14 protein-coding genes are annotated in these 17,129 nt (G+C 59.7%); 2 read left to right on the top strand and 12 right to left on the bottom strand.

The window, feature by feature from the left end; translation table 11 throughout:
- Window positions 1-16: 16 nt before the first annotated feature.
- The 5 genes from AB4N33_RS17970 to AB4N33_RS17950 all read right to left on the bottom strand — a co-directional run bounded on the left by AB4N33_RS17970 (window position 17) and on the right by AB4N33_RS17950 (window position 5,367).
- The gene (locus AB4N33_RS17970) at window positions 17-1,180 is read right to left on the bottom strand and encodes a type III PLP-dependent enzyme (protein WP_476457900.1); all 1,164 of its coding nucleotides are present in this window, start codon (window positions 1,178-1,180) and stop codon (window positions 17-19) included.
- A gap of 694 nt (window positions 1,181-1,874) precedes the next feature.
- Window positions 1,875-3,032, bottom strand: a complete 1,158-nt coding sequence (locus AB4N33_RS17965) for an osmoprotectant ABC transporter ATP-binding protein OsmV (protein WP_460118195.1) — start codon at window positions 3,030-3,032, stop codon at window positions 1,875-1,877.
- On the bottom strand, window positions 3,029-3,682 hold the full coding sequence (locus tag AB4N33_RS17960) for an ABC transporter permease (RefSeq protein ID WP_476457899.1): 654 nt from the start codon (window positions 3,680-3,682) through the stop codon (window positions 3,029-3,031). Before AB4N33_RS17960 ends, AB4N33_RS17965 begins: the two co-directional genes overlap by 4 nt.
- A gap of 12 nt (window positions 3,683-3,694) precedes the next feature.
- Window positions 3,695-4,588 (bottom strand): glycine betaine ABC transporter substrate-binding protein, encoded by an 894-nt coding sequence (locus AB4N33_RS17955; RefSeq protein WP_476457898.1) that lies wholly within the window; start codon window positions 4,586-4,588, stop codon window positions 3,695-3,697.
- A 20-nt stretch (window positions 4,589-4,608) separates the two neighbouring features.
- A complete protein-coding gene (locus AB4N33_RS17950; RefSeq protein WP_460118189.1) occupies window positions 4,609-5,367 on the bottom strand; it encodes an ABC transporter permease in 759 nt (252 codons plus the stop codon).
- 434 nt (window positions 5,368-5,801) lie between these two features.
- On the opposite strand from AB4N33_RS17950, the gene AB4N33_RS17945 reads away from it, so the two are divergent.
- Window positions 5,802-7,385 (top strand): peptide chain release factor 3, encoded by a 1,584-nt coding sequence (locus tag AB4N33_RS17945; protein WP_460118187.1) that lies wholly within the window; start codon window positions 5,802-5,804, stop codon window positions 7,383-7,385.
- A gap of 318 nt (window positions 7,386-7,703) precedes the next feature.
- Entirely contained in the window at window positions 7,704-7,958 is a 255-nt protein-coding gene (locus AB4N33_RS17940) for a hypothetical protein (protein ID WP_460118184.1), read from the top strand.
- 107 nt (window positions 7,959-8,065) lie between these two features.
- Here the strand turns inward: AB4N33_RS17940 and AB4N33_RS17935 are convergent, their stop codons facing one another.
- The 7 genes from AB4N33_RS17935 to AB4N33_RS17905 all read right to left on the bottom strand — a co-directional run bounded on the left by AB4N33_RS17935 (window position 8,066) and on the right by AB4N33_RS17905 (window position 16,858).
- Window positions 8,066-9,034, bottom strand: a complete 969-nt coding sequence (locus tag AB4N33_RS17935; protein ID WP_460118182.1) for a peptide ABC transporter ATP-binding protein — start codon at window positions 9,032-9,034, stop codon at window positions 8,066-8,068.
- Window positions 9,034-10,002 (bottom strand): ABC transporter ATP-binding protein, encoded by a 969-nt coding sequence (locus AB4N33_RS17930; protein WP_460118180.1) that lies wholly within the window; start codon window positions 10,000-10,002, stop codon window positions 9,034-9,036. Before AB4N33_RS17930 ends, AB4N33_RS17935 begins: the two co-directional genes overlap by 1 nt.
- 10 nt (window positions 10,003-10,012) lie before the next feature.
- Window positions 10,013-10,936 (bottom strand): ABC transporter permease subunit, encoded by a 924-nt coding sequence (locus tag AB4N33_RS17925; RefSeq protein ID WP_460118178.1) that lies wholly within the window; start codon window positions 10,934-10,936, stop codon window positions 10,013-10,015.
- Window positions 10,937-10,947: 11 nt separating this feature from the next.
- On the bottom strand, window positions 10,948-11,958 hold the full coding sequence (locus AB4N33_RS17920; protein WP_460118175.1) for an ABC transporter permease subunit: 1,011 nt from the start codon (window positions 11,956-11,958) through the stop codon (window positions 10,948-10,950).
- A gap of 74 nt (window positions 11,959-12,032) precedes the next feature.
- Window positions 12,033-13,628 (bottom strand): ABC transporter substrate-binding protein, encoded by a 1,596-nt coding sequence (locus tag AB4N33_RS17915; RefSeq protein WP_476457897.1) that lies wholly within the window; start codon window positions 13,626-13,628, stop codon window positions 12,033-12,035.
- Between the two features lie 73 nt (window positions 13,629-13,701).
- Entirely contained in the window at window positions 13,702-15,081 is a 1,380-nt protein-coding gene (locus tag AB4N33_RS17910; protein WP_476457896.1) for an OprD family porin, read from the bottom strand.
- Between the two features lie 175 nt (window positions 15,082-15,256).
- On the bottom strand, window positions 15,257-16,858 hold the full coding sequence (locus tag AB4N33_RS17905) for an ABC transporter substrate-binding protein (RefSeq protein WP_476457895.1): 1,602 nt from the start codon (window positions 16,856-16,858) through the stop codon (window positions 15,257-15,259).
- Window positions 16,859-17,129 lie beyond the last annotated feature (271 nt).

Raw genomic sequence — 17,129 nt, 5'->3', positions numbered from 1 at the left:
TCCTACAGGTGCGGCGTTATACGTAGAACGATTTCAGCGGCGGGAAGCCATTGAACTCAACCGCGCTGTAGCTGGTGGTGTAAGCGCCGGTCGACAGCCAATACAAACGATCACCAATGGCCAGGTTCAGGGGCAGACCGTACTTGTAGTTTTCGTACATGATGTCGGCGCTGTCGCAGGTTGGGCCGGCGATGACCACTTCTTCCATCTCGCCTTTTTTCTCGGTCCAGATCGGGAACTTGATGGCTTCGTCCATGGTTTCGATCAGGCCGGAGAACTTGCCCACGTCGGTGTACACCCAGCGCTCGACGGCGGTACGGGATTTACGGGCCACCAGTACCACTTCGCTGACCAGAATGCCGGCGTTGGCGATCAGCGAGCGGCCAGGTTCCAGGATGATTTCCGGCAGGTCATCACCGAAGTCTTCCTTGAGGAAACGGATGATTTCCTCGGCGTAGGTTTCCAGGCTGTTGGTACGGGTGATGTAGTTGGCCGGGAAGCCGCCACCCATGTTGATCAGCTTGAGGTGAATGCCGTCTTCTTCTTTCAAGCGCTCGAAGATCACCTTGACCTTGGCGATGGCCGCGTCCCAGACGCTGATGTCGCGCTGCTGCGAACCGACGTGGAACGAGATGCCGTAAGGCACCAGGCCCAGGTCGCGGGCGAGGATCAGCAGATCCATGGCCATGTCGGTCTGGCAGCCGAATTTGCGCGACAGGGGCCAGTCAGCGGTGGTCGAACCTTCGGTGAGGATGCGCACGTAGATCTTCGAGCCCGGTGCGGCCTTGGCAATGTTGCGCAGGTCGGCTTCGGAGTCGGTGGAAAATAGACGCACGCCCTTCTCGTAGAAGTAGCGGATGTCCTTGGACTTCTTGATGGTGTTGCCGTAGCTGATTCGGTCGGCGCTGACGCCGCGATCCAGCACTTTGTCCAGCTCGTAGATCGAGGCGATGTCGAAGCTCGAGCCTTTATCCTTGAGCAGGTCGATGATCTCGACGGCCGGGTTGGCCTTCACCGCGTAGTAGACTTTGGCGAACTCGAAACCGGCGCGCAGGTCATCGTAGGCCTGGGCGATCATCGCGGTGTCGATCACCACGAAAGGGGTTTCTTGCTTGTCGGCGAACGCCTTCATTTTCTGAAAAGTATCGCGCGCGAAATAGTCTTCGACCTGGATCGACATGCTGGGAACTCCTACTGGCAAACTAAAATTATCAATGGGTGCAAATGAACGCCCTCCGTATCCCCACTTTGGTTCGCCTACTTCCCAAGGCATGTCGCCGAAAGCAAAAAGGCCATGGGATGTGCAGCTTTCCCTTGGCCTTGCTGTCTCGTCGTCAGTACTTGAGCCGGATGGATCGTTTCCAGCATGGACGTTCGGCGCGAACTTTAGGGCGTGAGGGACTTGAGATCAACAAAAAATGTCGCGTTTTTGCACTCTTCTGACGTGCGTGACCGACATCACTCTTTGTAGCGGACAGAGATGACGGTCAGATGTTCCCCGGTGATTTTGAAGTGTTAAAAATACCTGCACGTTCGAAGCTTTTGTGCGCTTGATTGTAGGTAAGTACGTTAGCGGCAGCTTCGGCGACGTTGGCGGCGAGTGGGGTCTGTCGGAGGGGATTTGGCTTGCCGGGGAGGTAAAAAGAGGAGGGGGCCAGGGTTGCCAGTGTTGATATTTCTTTCCGGTGTGTGAAATGCGGAAAACATGGTCTTTTAATCGAGTAATTTTTGAATGCTAGATCGCCATCGCGACGGTGCGACGCTTCGCCAAGCCCGCTCCCACAGAGTTCGAGTCATACACAAAATTTGTGCATAGCCCAAATCACTGTGGGAGCGGGCTTGGCGAAGCGTCGCACCGCCGCGATGGCGTCAGATCAGACCGCCGCCACCTCGGCTGGCGAAACGATACTGGTCTTGCCGCCACGGGATTTACCCGAACTCAGGTATTCGGCAATCGACTCCTGGGTGACTTCCCCGAGGAACACTCGCTCCGCATCCATCACCGGCAGCCACGAGCGGTTGAACTCGTACATGCGCGACAACAGGATGCGCAGGTGTTCGTCGTAGGCCGCCGTGGCGTTGAACTCGCGCAGGTACTGGCCGCAGGTGCCGGTCTGACGATGCAGGTCACGGCGTCGTACATAGCCCAGTGCCTTGTTCTCAGCGTCGGTGACGACGACATAACGGCGGTCGTGCTCGTCCATCAACTCCAGCGCTTCGGCCACCGGCGTTTCCGGGCTGACCGATGGGGCATTGTCCGCCGCGTCCTCGGCTTTCACCAGCAGCAGTCGCTTGAGCGTGCTGTCCTGGCCAACGAAGTTGCTGACGAACTCGTCCGCCGGGTGCGCCAGCAGGGTGTCGGGGTGGTCGATCTGCAGCAGCTTGCCAGCGCGGAAGATCGCGATCTTGTCGCCCAGCTTGATGGCCTCGTCGATGTCGTGGCTGACCATGATCACGGTCTTGTTCAGCGCTCGCTGCATCTCGAAAAATTCGTTCTGGATCATCTCGCGGTTGATCGGGTCGACCGCACCGAAGGGTTCATCCATCAGCAACAGCGGCGCCTCGGCCGCCAGTGCGCGAATTACGCCGATCCGTTGCTGCTGGCCACCCGACAACTCCCGTGGATAGCGGTGCAGATACTGCTTGGGTTCAAGCTTGATCATGCTCATCAGCTCGCGGGCGCGGTCGTGGCATTTCTGTTTGTCCCAGCCGAGCAGTTTTGGCACGACCACGATGTTTTCCTCGATGGTCATGTTCGGGAACAGGCCGATCTGCTGGATCACGTAGCCGATGTTGCGGCGCAGCGTCACTTCGTCGAGGTCGGTGGTGTCTTCGCCGTTGATGAAGATCTTGCCCGAGGTCGGCTTGATCAGGCGATTGATCATCTTGAGCGTGGTGCTTTTGCCGCAACCCGATGGCCCGAGGAATACACAGATTTCGCCTTCGTTGACGGTCAGGCTGACCGAGTCCACGGCTTTTACGTCTTTGCCATTGCTTTGGAAGGTCTTGCTGAGGTTTTGAAGTTCGATCATTTGAGGAGTCCTTTTGGAGTCAACGAGCGTTGTAGCCATTGCAGGATCAAGTCGGCAAAGATGGCCAGGAGGCTGACCAGTACGGCGCCGACGATCAGCATCGACATGTCGCTGCGGCTGATGGAGGCGAGGATGAGTACGCCGAGACCGCCGGCACCGATGGTGGCGGCGATGGTCATGACACCGATGTTCATGACCACGGCGGTGCGCACACCGGCGAGGATCACCGGCACCGCGATCGGCAGTTCGACCATGCGCAGGCGCTGGCCGAAGGTCATGCCGATGCCGCGCGCAGCCTCACGGATGCCCGGCTCGACGCCGGTCAGGGCCAGGTAGGTGTTGCGCATGATCGGCAGCAGGGAATAAAGAAACACGGCGGTGATCGCCGGCATGGGCCCCAGGCCCTGGCCGAACTTGGAGTAGAACGGCAGCAGCAGGCCGAACAGGGCAATCGACGGCACGGTCAGCAGCACCGTGGCACTGGCTTGCAGAGGGCCGGCGAGTGTCGGGAACCGTGTCATCAGAATGCCCAGCGGTACGCCGACCACAATCGCCAGGGTCACGGCGATGCCGACCAGGGTGATGTGCTGCCAGGTCAGGTGCAGGACCTGTGACCAGTCGAGGTGGGAAAAGGCGTTGAAGAATTCCATGGCTCTTCCTCCTTAGTTGATAGGGTGCTGGCGCAGGAAATCAGCGGCCACGGTGGAAGGGCTCTGGTGATCGACATCGACCCGCGCGTTGAGCTCGCGCATGGTGTTGTCGTCGAACAGCTCGGCCAGTGGCTTGAGTTGTTCAGCCAGTTGCGGGTGGGCGTCGAGAAACGCCTGACGCACCACCGGTGCGGCGGTGTAGTCCGGGAAGTAATGCTTGTCGTCTTCCAGCAGCTTCAGCTTGAAGGCGTTAAGGCGTCCGTCGGTGGTGTAGACCAGACCGGCAAATACCTGAGCATTGCGCAATGCGGTGTAGACCAGGCCGGCGTCCATCTGGCGGATGTTCTTGCGTGTCAGGTTCATGTCGTACAGTGCGACCATGCCCGCCAGGCCGTCGGAGCGGTTGGCGAACTCGGTGTCCAGGGCCACGAGGTTGTTGGTCTCGGCCTCCTGGCGCAGCACTGTGTTCAGGTCGCTGACGGTGTTGATCTGCGGGTACTCATCAGCGACTTTTTTCGGCAGGGCGAGGGCGTAGGTGTTGCTGAATTTCGACGGAGTCAGCCAGACCAGGCCTTTCTTGGCGTCGAGTTCTTTCACCCGGGCGTAGGACTGTTCGCTGTCGAGTTTTTCAGTGACGTGGTTGTAGGCCACCAGCGACACGCCGGTGTATTCCCAGAGCATGTCCAGTTGTCCGCTTTCGTGGGCGCTGCGGGCCAGGTTGCTGCCCAGACCGCCGGTGACCTGCACGTCGTAACCCTTGGTGCGCAGGTATTGCGAGGTGATTTCCGCCAACAGGGTCTGTTCGGTGAATACCCGGGCGCCGATGCGCAACAGCGGTTTTTCCGCCGCTTGGGCAAAACCTGCGAGCAGCAGGATGCCGCCCAGTATCAAGCATAATTTTTTCATGACGATTCCTTTGCCGAGGCTTAAGACGGGCGCAAGCCGCGTTCGAGCCAGAGGCGGCTGGCGAGTGTCACCAGGCCGTCGAGCAGCAGCGCCAGCAGGGCGGTGCAAGCCGCGCCGAGCAGGAGTTGCGGCTGATTGTTCAGGGCGATGCCGGGGAAAATCAGGCTGCCCAGGCTGTTGGCGCCGATCAGGAACGCCAGCGGTGCGGTGCCGACGTTGATCGCCAGGGACACGCGCACGCCACCGATGATGATCGGCACGGCGTTGGGCAGTTCGACTTTCCACAGCACCTGGCGCGGGGTCATGCCGATGCCGGTGGCGGCTTCCTTGAGCGAGCCCTGCACGTTTTTCAGGCCTTCATAGGTGTTGCGCACGATGGGCAGCAGCGAGGCGAGGAACAGGGCGAAGATGGCGGGGCCACTGCCGATGCCCAGAATACCCAGGGCGATGGCGAGTACGGCGAGCGGCGGCACGGTGTTGCCGATGTTGAAGATTTGCATGAAGCGTTCAGCACGGCCCACCATCGACGGGCGGCTGAGAAAGATGCCGGCGGGAATTCCCACGACAAGGGCCGCCAGCATCGAGGCCAGGACCAGAATCAAATGCGCTTGGAGGTAAAACAATAAATCGTCGCGGTACTGTTGAATCGTGTTGATGCCAATCCAGTGGACCAGCAGGGCCAGAAGGGCGACCGCAACCGCACCTCCTACCAGCCCTTTGCCATAGCGAATAGCCACAGGCGGACTCCTGTTTTCTTTTGTCGGCGAACGCAGTCCCATGTGGCAGGCCATGACTGGCTGCCGGGCAGGACGTTCGCGAGAAGCAGCTCGTCATGTACCGTCCGCCTCCCTGTAGGAGCGAGCATGCTCGCGATGGACGTCAACGATAACGTTGGCTGTCTGATACCCAGCGGTGTCTGGGCTACCATCGCGAGCATGCTCGCTCCTACAGGGGCGGCGTTCAGCTCAATCGAGCCATGAGCGCAGCCTCGTCAGGCTAACTTGCTGATTTTCCAGCCCCTGATACGAGTGTCGTAGCAGGGGAGTGGACGCCTCCACCTTTAAAAGGTTCCATAATTAGCAGCATTTGGCCACCCTTCATCCTCGCCCGGCGCTTTGCATTGACAGCAAAGCGCCGGGCGAGCGGTGGTCCGACGCCTTCGGTTTACGCTATACTCGCCGCCCTTTTTTGAATCACCGCCAGGCGATTTTCCATGACCAGACAGGCCGCCGAAGTCGCGAAGCGCCGCACTTTTGCCATTATTTCCCACCCCGACGCCGGTAAAACCACCATCACCGAGAAGCTGTTGCTGATGGGCAAGGCGATTGCGGTCGCGGGTACGGTGAAGTCCCGTAAGTCGGACCGCCATGCCACGTCCGACTGGATGGAAATGGAAAAGCAGCGGGGTATCTCGATTACCACGTCGGTCATGCAGTTCCCGTATCGCGAACACATGATCAACCTGCTCGACACCCCGGGCCACGAAGACTTCTCGGAAGATACCTATCGCACCCTGACTGCGGTGGACTCCGCGTTGATGGTGCTCGACGGCGGTAAAGGTGTAGAGCCACGGACCATCGCGTTGATGGACGTCTGCCGTCTGCGCGATACGCCGATCGTCAGCTTCATCAACAAACTTGACCGTGACATCCGCGATCCGATTGAACTGCTCGACGAAATCGAGGCGGTTCTCAAGATCAAGGCTGCGCCGATCACCTGGCCGATTGGTTGCTACCGGGATTTCAAGGGTGTGTATCACCTCGCCGGCGACTACATCATTGTCTACACCGCCGGTCACGGTCACGAACGCACCGAAACCAAGATCATCGAGAAACTCGACTCCGACGAGGCGCGTGCGCACCTGGGCGATGAGTACGAGCGTTTCCTCGAGCAACTCGAACTGGTGCAGGGCGCCTGCCACGAGTTCAACCAGCAGGAGTTCATCGACGGCCAGATGACCCCGGTGTTCTTCGGTACCGCGCTGGGCAACTTCGGCGTCGATCACGTGCTCGATGCCGTGGTGGACTGGGCACCGCGCCCACTGCCACGGGTAGCCAACGAGCGCACCGTGGAACCGGTGGAAGAGAAGTTCTCGGGCTTCATCTTCAAGATCCAGGCGAACATGGACCCGAAACACCGCGACCGGATCGCATTCATGCGTATCTGCTCGGGCAAGTACGAAAAAGGCATGAAGATGCGCCACGTGCGCACCGGCAAGGACGTGCGCATCGGCGACGCCCTGACGTTCTTCTCTTCCGAGCGAGAGCAACTGGAAGAGGCGTTTGCAGGCGACATCATCGGTCTGCACAACCACGGCACCATCCAGATCGGTGATACCTTCACCGAAGGTGAGTCCCTGGGCTTCACCGGTATCCCACACTTCGCCCCGGAACTGTTCCGTCGCGTGCGCCTGCGCGACCCGCTTAAATCCAAGCAACTGCGCCAGGGCTTGCAGCAGTTGGCGGAAGAGGGCGCCACCCAGGTGTTCTTCCCGGAACGCAGCAACGACATCATCCTTGGCGCCGTGGGTGTGCTGCAGTTCGACGTGGTCGCCAGCCGCCTGAAGGAAGAATACAAGGTCGAGTGCTCCTACGAGCCGATCACCGTGTACTCCGCGCGCTGGATCGATTGCAGCGACAAGAAGAAACTCGAGGAATTCTCCAACAAGGCCGTGGAAAACCTGGCCGTCGACGGTGGCGGTCACCTGACCTACCTTGCCCCGACCCGCGTCAACCTGGCCCTGATGGAAGAGCGCTGGCCCGACGTGAAATTCCGCGCAACGCGTGAGCATCACTAAGCGCTGAACGGCTACACCCAAAGCCCCGTCGCGAAAGCCTCGGGGCTTTTTGTTAGCTGCACACCCGACCCTGTAGGAGCGAGCATGCTCGCGATGACGGTGTGTCAGTCTACATTTGTGTTATTTGACACACCGCCTCGCGAGCAATCGAGCGTCGACCGGCTGCTCCTACAGGTGACCATCGCCAATTCGAAATAAGGGTTATGCCAAAGCAATCTCTCCGCCCATGGCATTTCAGGCTCCCCACCCGCGTCCTATCTGGAGAAGCACCCCAATCAGGACTAGATTTTATTCAGCGCGGGAAGGAGGAGATCGGCCATGAACAGATTGTTTCGCGTTTTACTGATGTTGAAGGTATTGGTGATGCTGTCCTTCGGGACGTCGATGGCGTGGGCCGAGTGTGAGGACCACGACACGCAGGCCTCGAGTGGGCCGGTGGGGCATGCCGGGTTGATGATTGCCAAATCGGAGTCTGAGCCGGGCGATCAGGGGCAGGGAGGCAGCGAGGGGGATGATGACTCGACTACCGATGACCCGGATAGCGGTGATGAGGATGACGAAGGTTCGACGTAATCAACCCAACTGATTACACACATACAACTGTGGGAGCGGGCAAGTCGAATCGTCGCACCGCCGCTCCCACAGGTTTTCCAACAGGTCGTTATTTCTTCAGGCTGCCGTTACAAAAACTGCTCCGCATAGTGGCAAGCCACCTGGCGGCTATCGAGTGGACGCAGCAGCGGCTCTTCCGTGCTGCAACGCTCGGTCGCATACGGGCAGCGCTTGTGGAAGGCGCAGCCTGGTGGCGGGTTCAGCGGGTTGGGCAGTTCGCCCACGATCTTGATTTTCGGCTTGGACGGATCCGGGTGGATGGTCGGTGTCGCCGAGAGCAAGGCCTGGGTGTACGGGTGCAGTGGACGGGCGTAGATGTCCTCTTTCGGACCGATTTCCACCGGGCGACCGAGGTACATCACCATCACGTCGTCGGCCACGTGTTGCACCACGGCCAGGTTGTGGGAGATGAACACGTAACCGGTGTTGAACTCCTGCTGCATGTCCATGAACAGGTTCAGCACCTGGGCCTGGATCGACACGTCGAGCGCCGAGGTGGGTTCGTCCGCCACCAGCACCTTGGGTTGCAGCATCATGGCGCGCGCCAGGGCGATGCGCTGGCGCTGACCGCCAGAGAACATGTGCGGATAACGCTGGTAGTGCTCGGGACGCAAGCCGACCTGCTTCATCATCGCCTGGACCTTCTCGCGACGCTCGGCGGCACTGAGGCTGGTGTTGATCAGCAAAGGTTCGGCCAGTTGATCACCGATTTTCTGCCGTGGGTTGAGCGAGGCGTACGGGCTCTGGAACACCATCTGTACGTCTTTACGCAGTTGCTTGCGCTGGGCCTTGTCGGCGCCGGCCACTTCCTGGCCGGCGATCTTCAGCGAACCCGAGGACGGCTCCTCGATCAGTGTCAGGGCGCGGGCCAGGGTGGATTTGCCACAACCGGATTCACCGACGACCGCGAGGGTCTTGCCGGCTTCCAGTTCGAACGACACGCCGTTCAGGGCGCGCACGGTGGCGTGGCCCTTGAACAGGCCACGGGACACTTCGTAGTGACGGGTGAGGTCGCGGGCGGTAAGTACGACGGCCATTACGCCACCTCCTGGTTCAGCGGATAGAAGCAGCGAGCGAGGCTGTTGCTTTTCGGGTCAAGGGCTGGACGCTGCGCGCGGCAGTTGTCCTGCACGTACGGGCAGCGTGGCGACAGCAGGCAGCCTTGTGGGCGGTCGTAGCGACCGGGCACGATGCCGGGCAGGGTCGAGAGGCGCGAGGCACCCAGGCTGTGCTCCGGAATCGCCTTGAGCAGCGCTTCGCTGTAGGGGTGCGCCGGGATGTCGAACAGTTGCGGCACCTGGCCCACTTCCACAGCCTGGCCGGCGTACATCACGCACACACGCTGGGCGGTTTCAGCGACCACCGCGAGGTCGTGGGTGATCAGCACCAGGCCCATGTTCTGCTCTTTCTGCAACGCCAGCAGCAGTTCCATGATCTGCGCCTGGATGGTCACGTCCAACGCGGTGGTCGGCTCGTCGGCGATCAGCAGTTTCGGCTCGCCGGCAATCGCCATGGCGATCGCGACTCGCTGGCTCATGCCGCCGGACAGTTGATGCGGGTAGGCGTCCATGCGGCTGGCCGCGCCCGGGATTTCAACTTTTTCCAACAACTCGATGGCACGCTTGCGCGCGGCCTTGCCGGACATGTTCAGGTGCAGGCGCAGCACTTCCTCGATCTGGAAGCCCACGGTGTAGCTGGGGTTCAGCGCGGTCATCGGGTCCTGGAACACCATCGCCAGGTCTTTACCGACGATCTGCCGACGCTGGCGATTGCTCAGCTTGAGCATGTTCTGGCCGTCAAAGCTCAACGAGTCGGCGGTCACGATGCCCGGGTGCTCGATCAAGCCCATCAGCGCCATCATGGTTACGGACTTGCCGGAACCGGACTCGCCAACGATGGCCAGCACTTCGCCCTTGTCCACCTTGAGGTCGAGGCCGTCGACCACCGGGGTGGCGTTCTTGTCGCCAAAGCGAACGTTGAGATTCTTGATTTCTAGCAGTGACATGGGAATCTCCTCAGGCGGCGTTCTTGAGTTTCGGGTCCAGCGCGTCGCGCAGGCCGTCACCCATCAAGTTGATTGCCAGCACGCTGAGCAAAATGGTCAAACCAGGCAGGCTCACGACCCACCAGGCGCGTTCGATGTAGTCGCGGGCCGAAGCCAGCATGGTGCCCCACTCAGGGGTTGGCGGTTGTACGCCAAGGCCGAGGAAGCCCAGAGCGGCGGCATCGAGAATCGCCGAGGAGAAGCTCAAGGTGGCCTGGACGATCAGCGGTGCCATGCAGTTGGGCAGCACAGTGATGAACATCAGGCGAGGCAGGCCGGCACCGGCCAGGCGGGCGGCCGTCACGTAGTCGCGGTTCAGCTCGCCCATCACAGCAGCGCGGGTCAGGCGCACATAGGACGGCAGGGACACCACGGCGATGGCGATCACAGTGTTGATCAGGCCTGGGCCGAGGATGGCGACGATCGCCACGGCCAACAGCAGGGACGGCAGGGCGAGCATGATGTCCATCAGGCGCATGATGGTGGGGCCGAGCAGTTTCGGGAAAAATCCCGCGAACAGGCCCAGCAGGATCCCCGGGATCAATGACATCACCACCGACGACAAACCGATCAGCAGCGACAGGCGCGAACCCTGGATCAGGCGCGACAGCAGGTCACGGCCCAGTTCATCGGTGCCGAGCAGGAACTGCATTTGCCCACCTTCGAGCCATGCCGGAGGCGTCAGCAGGAAGTCACGGTATTGCTCGCTTGGATTATGCGGGGCGACCCATGGCGCGAAGATCGCGCAGAAAATCACCAGCAGCATGAACAGCAGGCCGGCAACGGCGCCTTTGTTCTTGGCGAACGCTTGCCAGAATTCTTTGTACGGCGAGGGGTACAGCAGGCTTTGATCCGCGGAAGCGGCGGTGGCTACTGAGGAAGTTGGAGTGCTCATGAATATTGACCTCAGCGCTGATGACGGATGCGTGGGTTGGCAAAGCCGTAGAGGATGTCCACCACGAAGTTGACCAGAATCACCAGGCAGGCGATTAACAGGATGCCGTTTTGTACCACCGGGTAGTCACGGGCGCCGATGGCTTCGATCAGCCATTTGCCAATGCCTGGCCAGGAGAAGATGGTTTCAGTCAGGACCGCACCTGCCAGCAGGGTGCCGACTTGCAGGCCGACCACGGTCAGTACCGGGATCAGCGCGTTGCGCAGGCCATGCACGAACACCACGCGCGACGGCGACAGGCCCTTGGCCTTGGCGGTACGGATGTAGTCTTCGCGCAGTACTTCGAGCATCGACGAACGGGTCATACGCGCGATCACCGCCAGCGGGATGGTGCCGAGCACGATGGCCGGCAGGATCAGGTGATGCAGGGCGTCGAGGAACGCGCCTTCTTCGTCGGCCAGCAAGGTGTCGATGAGCATGAAGCCGGTGCGTGGCTCGATGTCATACAGAAGGTCGATCCGCCCGGATACCGGGGTCCAGCCCAGGGAAACGGAGAAGAACATGATCAGGATCAGGCCCCACCAGAAGATAGGCATCGAGTAACCCGTCAGGGAGATGCCCATCACACCATGGTCGAACAGCGAGCCTCGCTTGAGCGCCGCGATCACTCCGGCCAGCAGGCCGAGAATGCCGGCAAACAGCAGCGCGGCCATGGACAGTTCCAGGGTCGCGGGAAACAGGGAGGTGAACTCGGTCCAGACGCTTTCACGGGTACGCAGGGATTCCCCCAGGTCGCCGTGGGCCAGTTTCCCGACATAGTCCAGGTACTGGGCGTAGAGCGGTTTGTTGAGACCAAGGCGTTCCATTGCCTGAGCGTGCATTTCGGGGTCGACCCGACGTTCTCCCATCATGACTTCCACAGGATCGCCAGGGATCATGCGAATCAACGCGAAAGTCAGCAACGTGATGCCGAAGAACGTGGGGATCAACAACCCCAGTCGGCGGGCAATAAAACTAAACATTGTGCGGTGTACCTCATCAGCCGGTTAGGCGTGCCTGGTGTCCCTGGGGTCAGGGACACCGGGAGTTTTCTTATTTACTTCACCTGGGTGGTGGCGAAGTTATTCGTGGTCAGTGGGCTAATGTGATAGCCCTCTACGTTGTTGCGCATTGCGGTGAACATTCTAGTGTGTGCAAGGCTGATCCATGGCTGGTCCTGGTTGAAGAGCGCCTGGGCCTGCTCATACAGGGCCGCGCGTTCGGCCGGGTCGGTTTTCTCCCGGGCCTGGTCGAGCAGGGCCTGAAACTTGTCGTTACACCAGCGCGCGTAGTTTTCGCCGTTTTTCGCCGCCTCGCAACTCAGTAGAGGCGTAAGGAAGTTGTCCGGGTCGCCGTTGTCGCCCGCCCAACCGGCGGAAACCATATCGTGCTCGCCGTTTTTCGCGCGTTTGAGCATTTCGCCCCATTCCATCACGCGGATGTCGATCTTGATCCCGATCTTGGCCAGGTCGGCCTGCATCATCTGCGCACCGAGCATCGGATTGGGGTTGGTCGCACCGCCACCGTTGCGGGTGAACAGGGTGAACGTGGTGCCTTCCGGCACGCCGGCTTCCTTGAGCAGGGCGCGGGCCTTGTCCAGGTCACGGGCCGGGTTTTTCAGGTCGTGGTTGTAGCCTAGCAGGGTGTCCGGATACGGGTTGACGGCGACGGTCGCATTGCCCTTGCCAAACAGCGCGTTGACGGCCGCTTCCTTGTCGAAGGCAATGTCGATGGCTTTGCGCACACGGACATCGCTCAGGTATTTGTGCTGGGTGTTCATGGCGATGTAGGCGACGGTCATCGCGTTCATTTCATCGACCTTGAGTTTTGGATCTTTCTTGATGCTCGGAATGTCATCGGGCTTGGGGTACAGCGCAACCTGGCACTCGTTGGCCTTGAGTTTTTGTAGACGCACGTTGTTGTCGGTGGCGATCGCGAAGATAAGCGATTCGGCCGGGACCTTGCCACGGAAGTACTCCGGGTTGGCCTTGAAGCGCACCTGGGCGTCCTTGTTGTAGCGCTGGAAGACGAACGGCCCGGTACCGATTGGCTTGCTGTTCAGGTCGCCCGTCTTGCCGGCCTTGAGCAACTGGTCGGCGTATTCGGCCGGGTAGATCGAGGAAAACGCCATGGCGATGTCGGCCAGGAAGGGCGCTTCGCGGCGGGTCAGGGTGAACTTGACCGTGTTGTCGTCGACTTTCTCGACGCTTTTGAGCAGCTCTTTGAAGCCCATGCTTTCAAAGTAGGGGAAGCCCACGCTCGATTTGTCATGCCACGGGTGTTTCGGGTCCAGCTGGCGCTGGAAACTCCAGACCACGTCGTCGGCATTCATGTCGCGGGTCGGCTTGAAGTATTCGGTGGTGTGAAACTTGACACCTTTGCGCAGATGGAACGTGTAGGTCAGGCCATCTTCGCTGATGTCCCAGGAGTCGGCCAGGGCCGGAACCACATCGGTGGTGCCAGGCTTGAAGTCGGCCAGGCGATTGAAAATGGTTTCAGCCACCGCGTCGGCTGTGACTGCAGTCGTGTACTGAACCATGTCGAAGCCTTCCGGACTGTTTTCGGTACAAACCACCAGGGGTTTGGCCGAGACACCCACCGCAACACTCAGCAAGGCGGCTGCGACGGCCGCACGTAGGGGAAGCATTTTCATCGAGAACCCTCTGCAATCGGTTAGAAAACAAAAAGCCGTGCGGCTTGGTTGAATCAGCCGCACGGCAGGTGCGTTACAGAATGTTGAACGGGATGGTGGTCACGAGACGGAACTCGTTGATGCTGCCATCGGACTGGTTTTCGCTGGCGCGGTGAGTGGTGTAGGTCGCGCGGATAGCGGTGGCCTTGAGCGGGCCACTCTGAATGGCGTAGGACGTACCAATGCCGTATTCGTAATGGTGTTCGCCGTCCATTGTCTTCACGTCGCCGTAGCCGGTGCTGTTGTAGTGAGTACCGTCGATACCCCAGCCGCGAGCCTGGTAGATGTTGAACTTCAGGCCAGGTACGCCGTATTCAGCCATGTTCAGGCCGTAGGCGATCTGGAACGATTTCTCGTTCGGGCCGTTGAAGTCCGACAGCAGGGAGTTGGCGAGGTAAATGCCGTTGGTTTCGTGCAGGTAGTCGAAGTATTCGTTACCGTTCACTTGCTGGTACGAGAAGGTCAGGCTATGAGCCTGGTGGGTCAGGCCGAGCGACAGGGAGTAGGTGTCGTTGTCGATCTGGCCCAGCTTGGCTTTACCTTCGTCTACGGTTTTGTAGTAGTTCAGGCCAGTGGTCAGGCTCAGCTCCTGGCTGTCACCCAATACGTGGCTGGCGCCGAAGTAGTACTGGTTCCAGAAGTCTTCGGCCTGGGTGGCCCAGAGGCTGGTAGTCAGGCTTTCCAGCGGATTGTAAGTGATGCCGCCGGTGTAGATGTGATCGGACTCAACGCTGCGGGTGCCGTACTCTGAGCGGAATTTTTGCTGGCTCTGTTCCATACGTGGCGAGACGCGGTCAAAGGTCGCGAAATCGAAGGTCAGATTGTCCAACTCGCCGATTTTCAGCGCGCCACCCTGGAAGCTCGAAGGCAGCGCACGGTTGCCGATGGTGTCGACTTGCGGGCTGCTGTAGCTCATGCGACCCACTGTCAGGGTGCTGTTGGAGATGCGCGCCTTGACGTTGGCCAGGCCCAGTTTGCTCCACTGATCGACGGCGTCGCCATCGGAGTGGGCGAGGGTACGGTTGGAACCGCCCTTGATGTCTTCGCGGCTACGATCCAGCGCGATGGCATTGTACGCCGCGACTTCAGTGCTCAAGCCTACGGTGCCTTGGGTGAAGCCCGAGGTGTAGTTGAGGATGGTGCCCTGGACCCAGTTGATCCGGCGAGTACCGGTCTCGGTGACTCCGTGGCGCTCGTAGGTGTAGAAGCCGCCACGCTGCTTGTCCTCGTTCGAGTACCAGTTACGGGTCGTACCGCTCAAGGACTGGCCATCGATGAAGCCGGTCGCTTCGCTCTGTGCACTTTTCTCTTTCACGGTAACCGGTGTGAAGGCTTGGCTTTGGGTTTCCGCGTAAGCCGTGGCGGTGATGCTACTGATGGCCAGGGCCAGTATCGCGGTGCTGCTCAGTTTCATGGGTGAAGCTCCTTAACTTTCTTTTTTTTATGCCGGTTTTTTGTGGTGGTCCGGCTACTTGGTTGGAACTCATTCACGCAGTGCAAACGTTTGCCTTGTGCCAAATTGGCGGATTACGGCAATACGCCTGCATGAGGGCGCAAGGCGCCCCCGGGCGTTTAGCTACACGGTTTGGTTATTTATCGATGCTGACACCCGAGAACACGTTGCGGCCGAAGGGGCTCACCTTGAAGCCTTCGACTTTGGCGCTTAACGGCTGGTTGACCGTCGAGTGAGCGACAGGCGTGATTGGCACTTGCTGCTTGAGCAGTTGCTGGGCCTGTTTGTAGAGCACGGTGCGCTGGTCGCGATCAGTGACGATCTTGGCCTGTTTGATCAGCTTGTCGTAAGCCGGGTCACACCATTGGGAGTAGTTGTTGCCGCCGATGGCATCGCAGCTGTACAGCGTGCCCAGCCAGTTGTCCGGGTCACCGTTGTCACCGGTCCAGCCAATCAGGCTGATGTCGTGTTCGCCATTCTTGGTGCGCTTGATGTACTCGCCCCATTCGTAGCTGACGATCTTCACCTTGAGGCCAATCTTCGCCCAGTCGGCCTGGAGCATCTCGGCCATCAGCTTGGCGTTGGGGTTGTATGGACGCTGCACCGGCATTGCCCACAGAGTGATTTCGGTGCCTTCCTTGACGCCGGCGGCCTTGAGCAGTTGCTTGGCTTTTTCCGGGTTGTAGGCGGCGTCCTTGATAGTGTCGTCGTAGGACCATTGGGTGGGTGGCATGGCGTTGACCGCCAACTGCCCGGCGCCCTGGTAGACCGCGTTGAGAATGCCCTGCTTGTTCACCGCCATGTCCAGCGCCTGGCGCACTTCGAGCTGGTCGAACGGTTTGTGGCGCACGTTGTAGGCGATGTAGCCGAGGTTGAAACCCGGCTTCTCGATCAGGGTGAGTTTCGGGTCATTCTTGAGTGCATCGACGTCGGCGGGGCGGGGGTGCAGGGTGATCTGGCACTCATTGGCCTTGAGCTTTTGCACGCGCACCGAGGCGTCGGTGTTGATGGCAAAAATCAGGTTGTCGAGTTTGACCCGGCTCGGGTCCCAGTACTGCTTGTTGCCGCTGTAACGGATGTTGGAGTCTTTCTGATAGCTCTTGAACACGAACGGCCCGGTGCCGATCGGCTTCTGGTTGATCTCGCTGGGTTTGCCCGCGGCCAGCAATTGGTCGGCGTATTCGGCGGACAGGATGGAAGCGAAACTCATGGCGATGTTCTGGATGAACGCGGCGTCCACGCTGTTGAGCGTCATGACCACGGTCAGCGGCCCGGTCTTTTCGACCTTGGCAATGTTCTTGTTCAGGCTCATCCCGTTGAAGTAAGGGAATTCGGTGGGGTAGGCCTTACGGAAAGGATGTTGCGGGTCGAGCATGCGATTGAAGGTGAAGAGCACGTCGTCGGCGTTGAAATCGCGTGTCGGCGTGAAGTACTTGGTGGTGTGAAATTTCACTCCTTCACGCAAGTGGAAGGTGTATTTGAGACCGTCCTCGGAAATATCCCAGCTCTTCGCCAGCCCCGGTACCACGTTGGTCGCGCCTTTTTCGAACTCGGCCAACCGGTTGTACAACGGTTCGGCGGCATCATTATCGGTGGCGGTGGTGTACTGCGCGGTGTCGAAGCCCGCCGGGCTGCCTTCAGAGCAAAACACCAGACTGTTATTGGCGGCATGGCTCATGGAAGTGGCGGCCAACAGGCCGGTGCCCAGCAATGCGGATAAAACCAAGGTATGGCGCATGACGCTCCCTCTTTCTTTTCGCTAAGTGTTCAATGAACTGCAGCCCCGTCCGGGGGCATGGCAGCCTTTTTGATTTCAAACCATGACGAGCAGCAGTCAGCCGATAGCCTGCACATACACTGTTCAGATACCGACGGTAAGAGCCGAAGGTCTGTCAGTAAATGCGAAAAGTCCTAAAAACTTGTGGGAAAGTTCAACGCACCAGGCACCGCTGCCGTAATACTCAGCGGAATTGGATGTAGGTAATTTCCCAGTCTATCGGCAGACAAAA

Source organism: Pseudomonas sp. S1_E05 (genome assembly GCF_056337105.1).
This window is presented reverse-complemented; position numbering and strand designations above follow the sequence as displayed.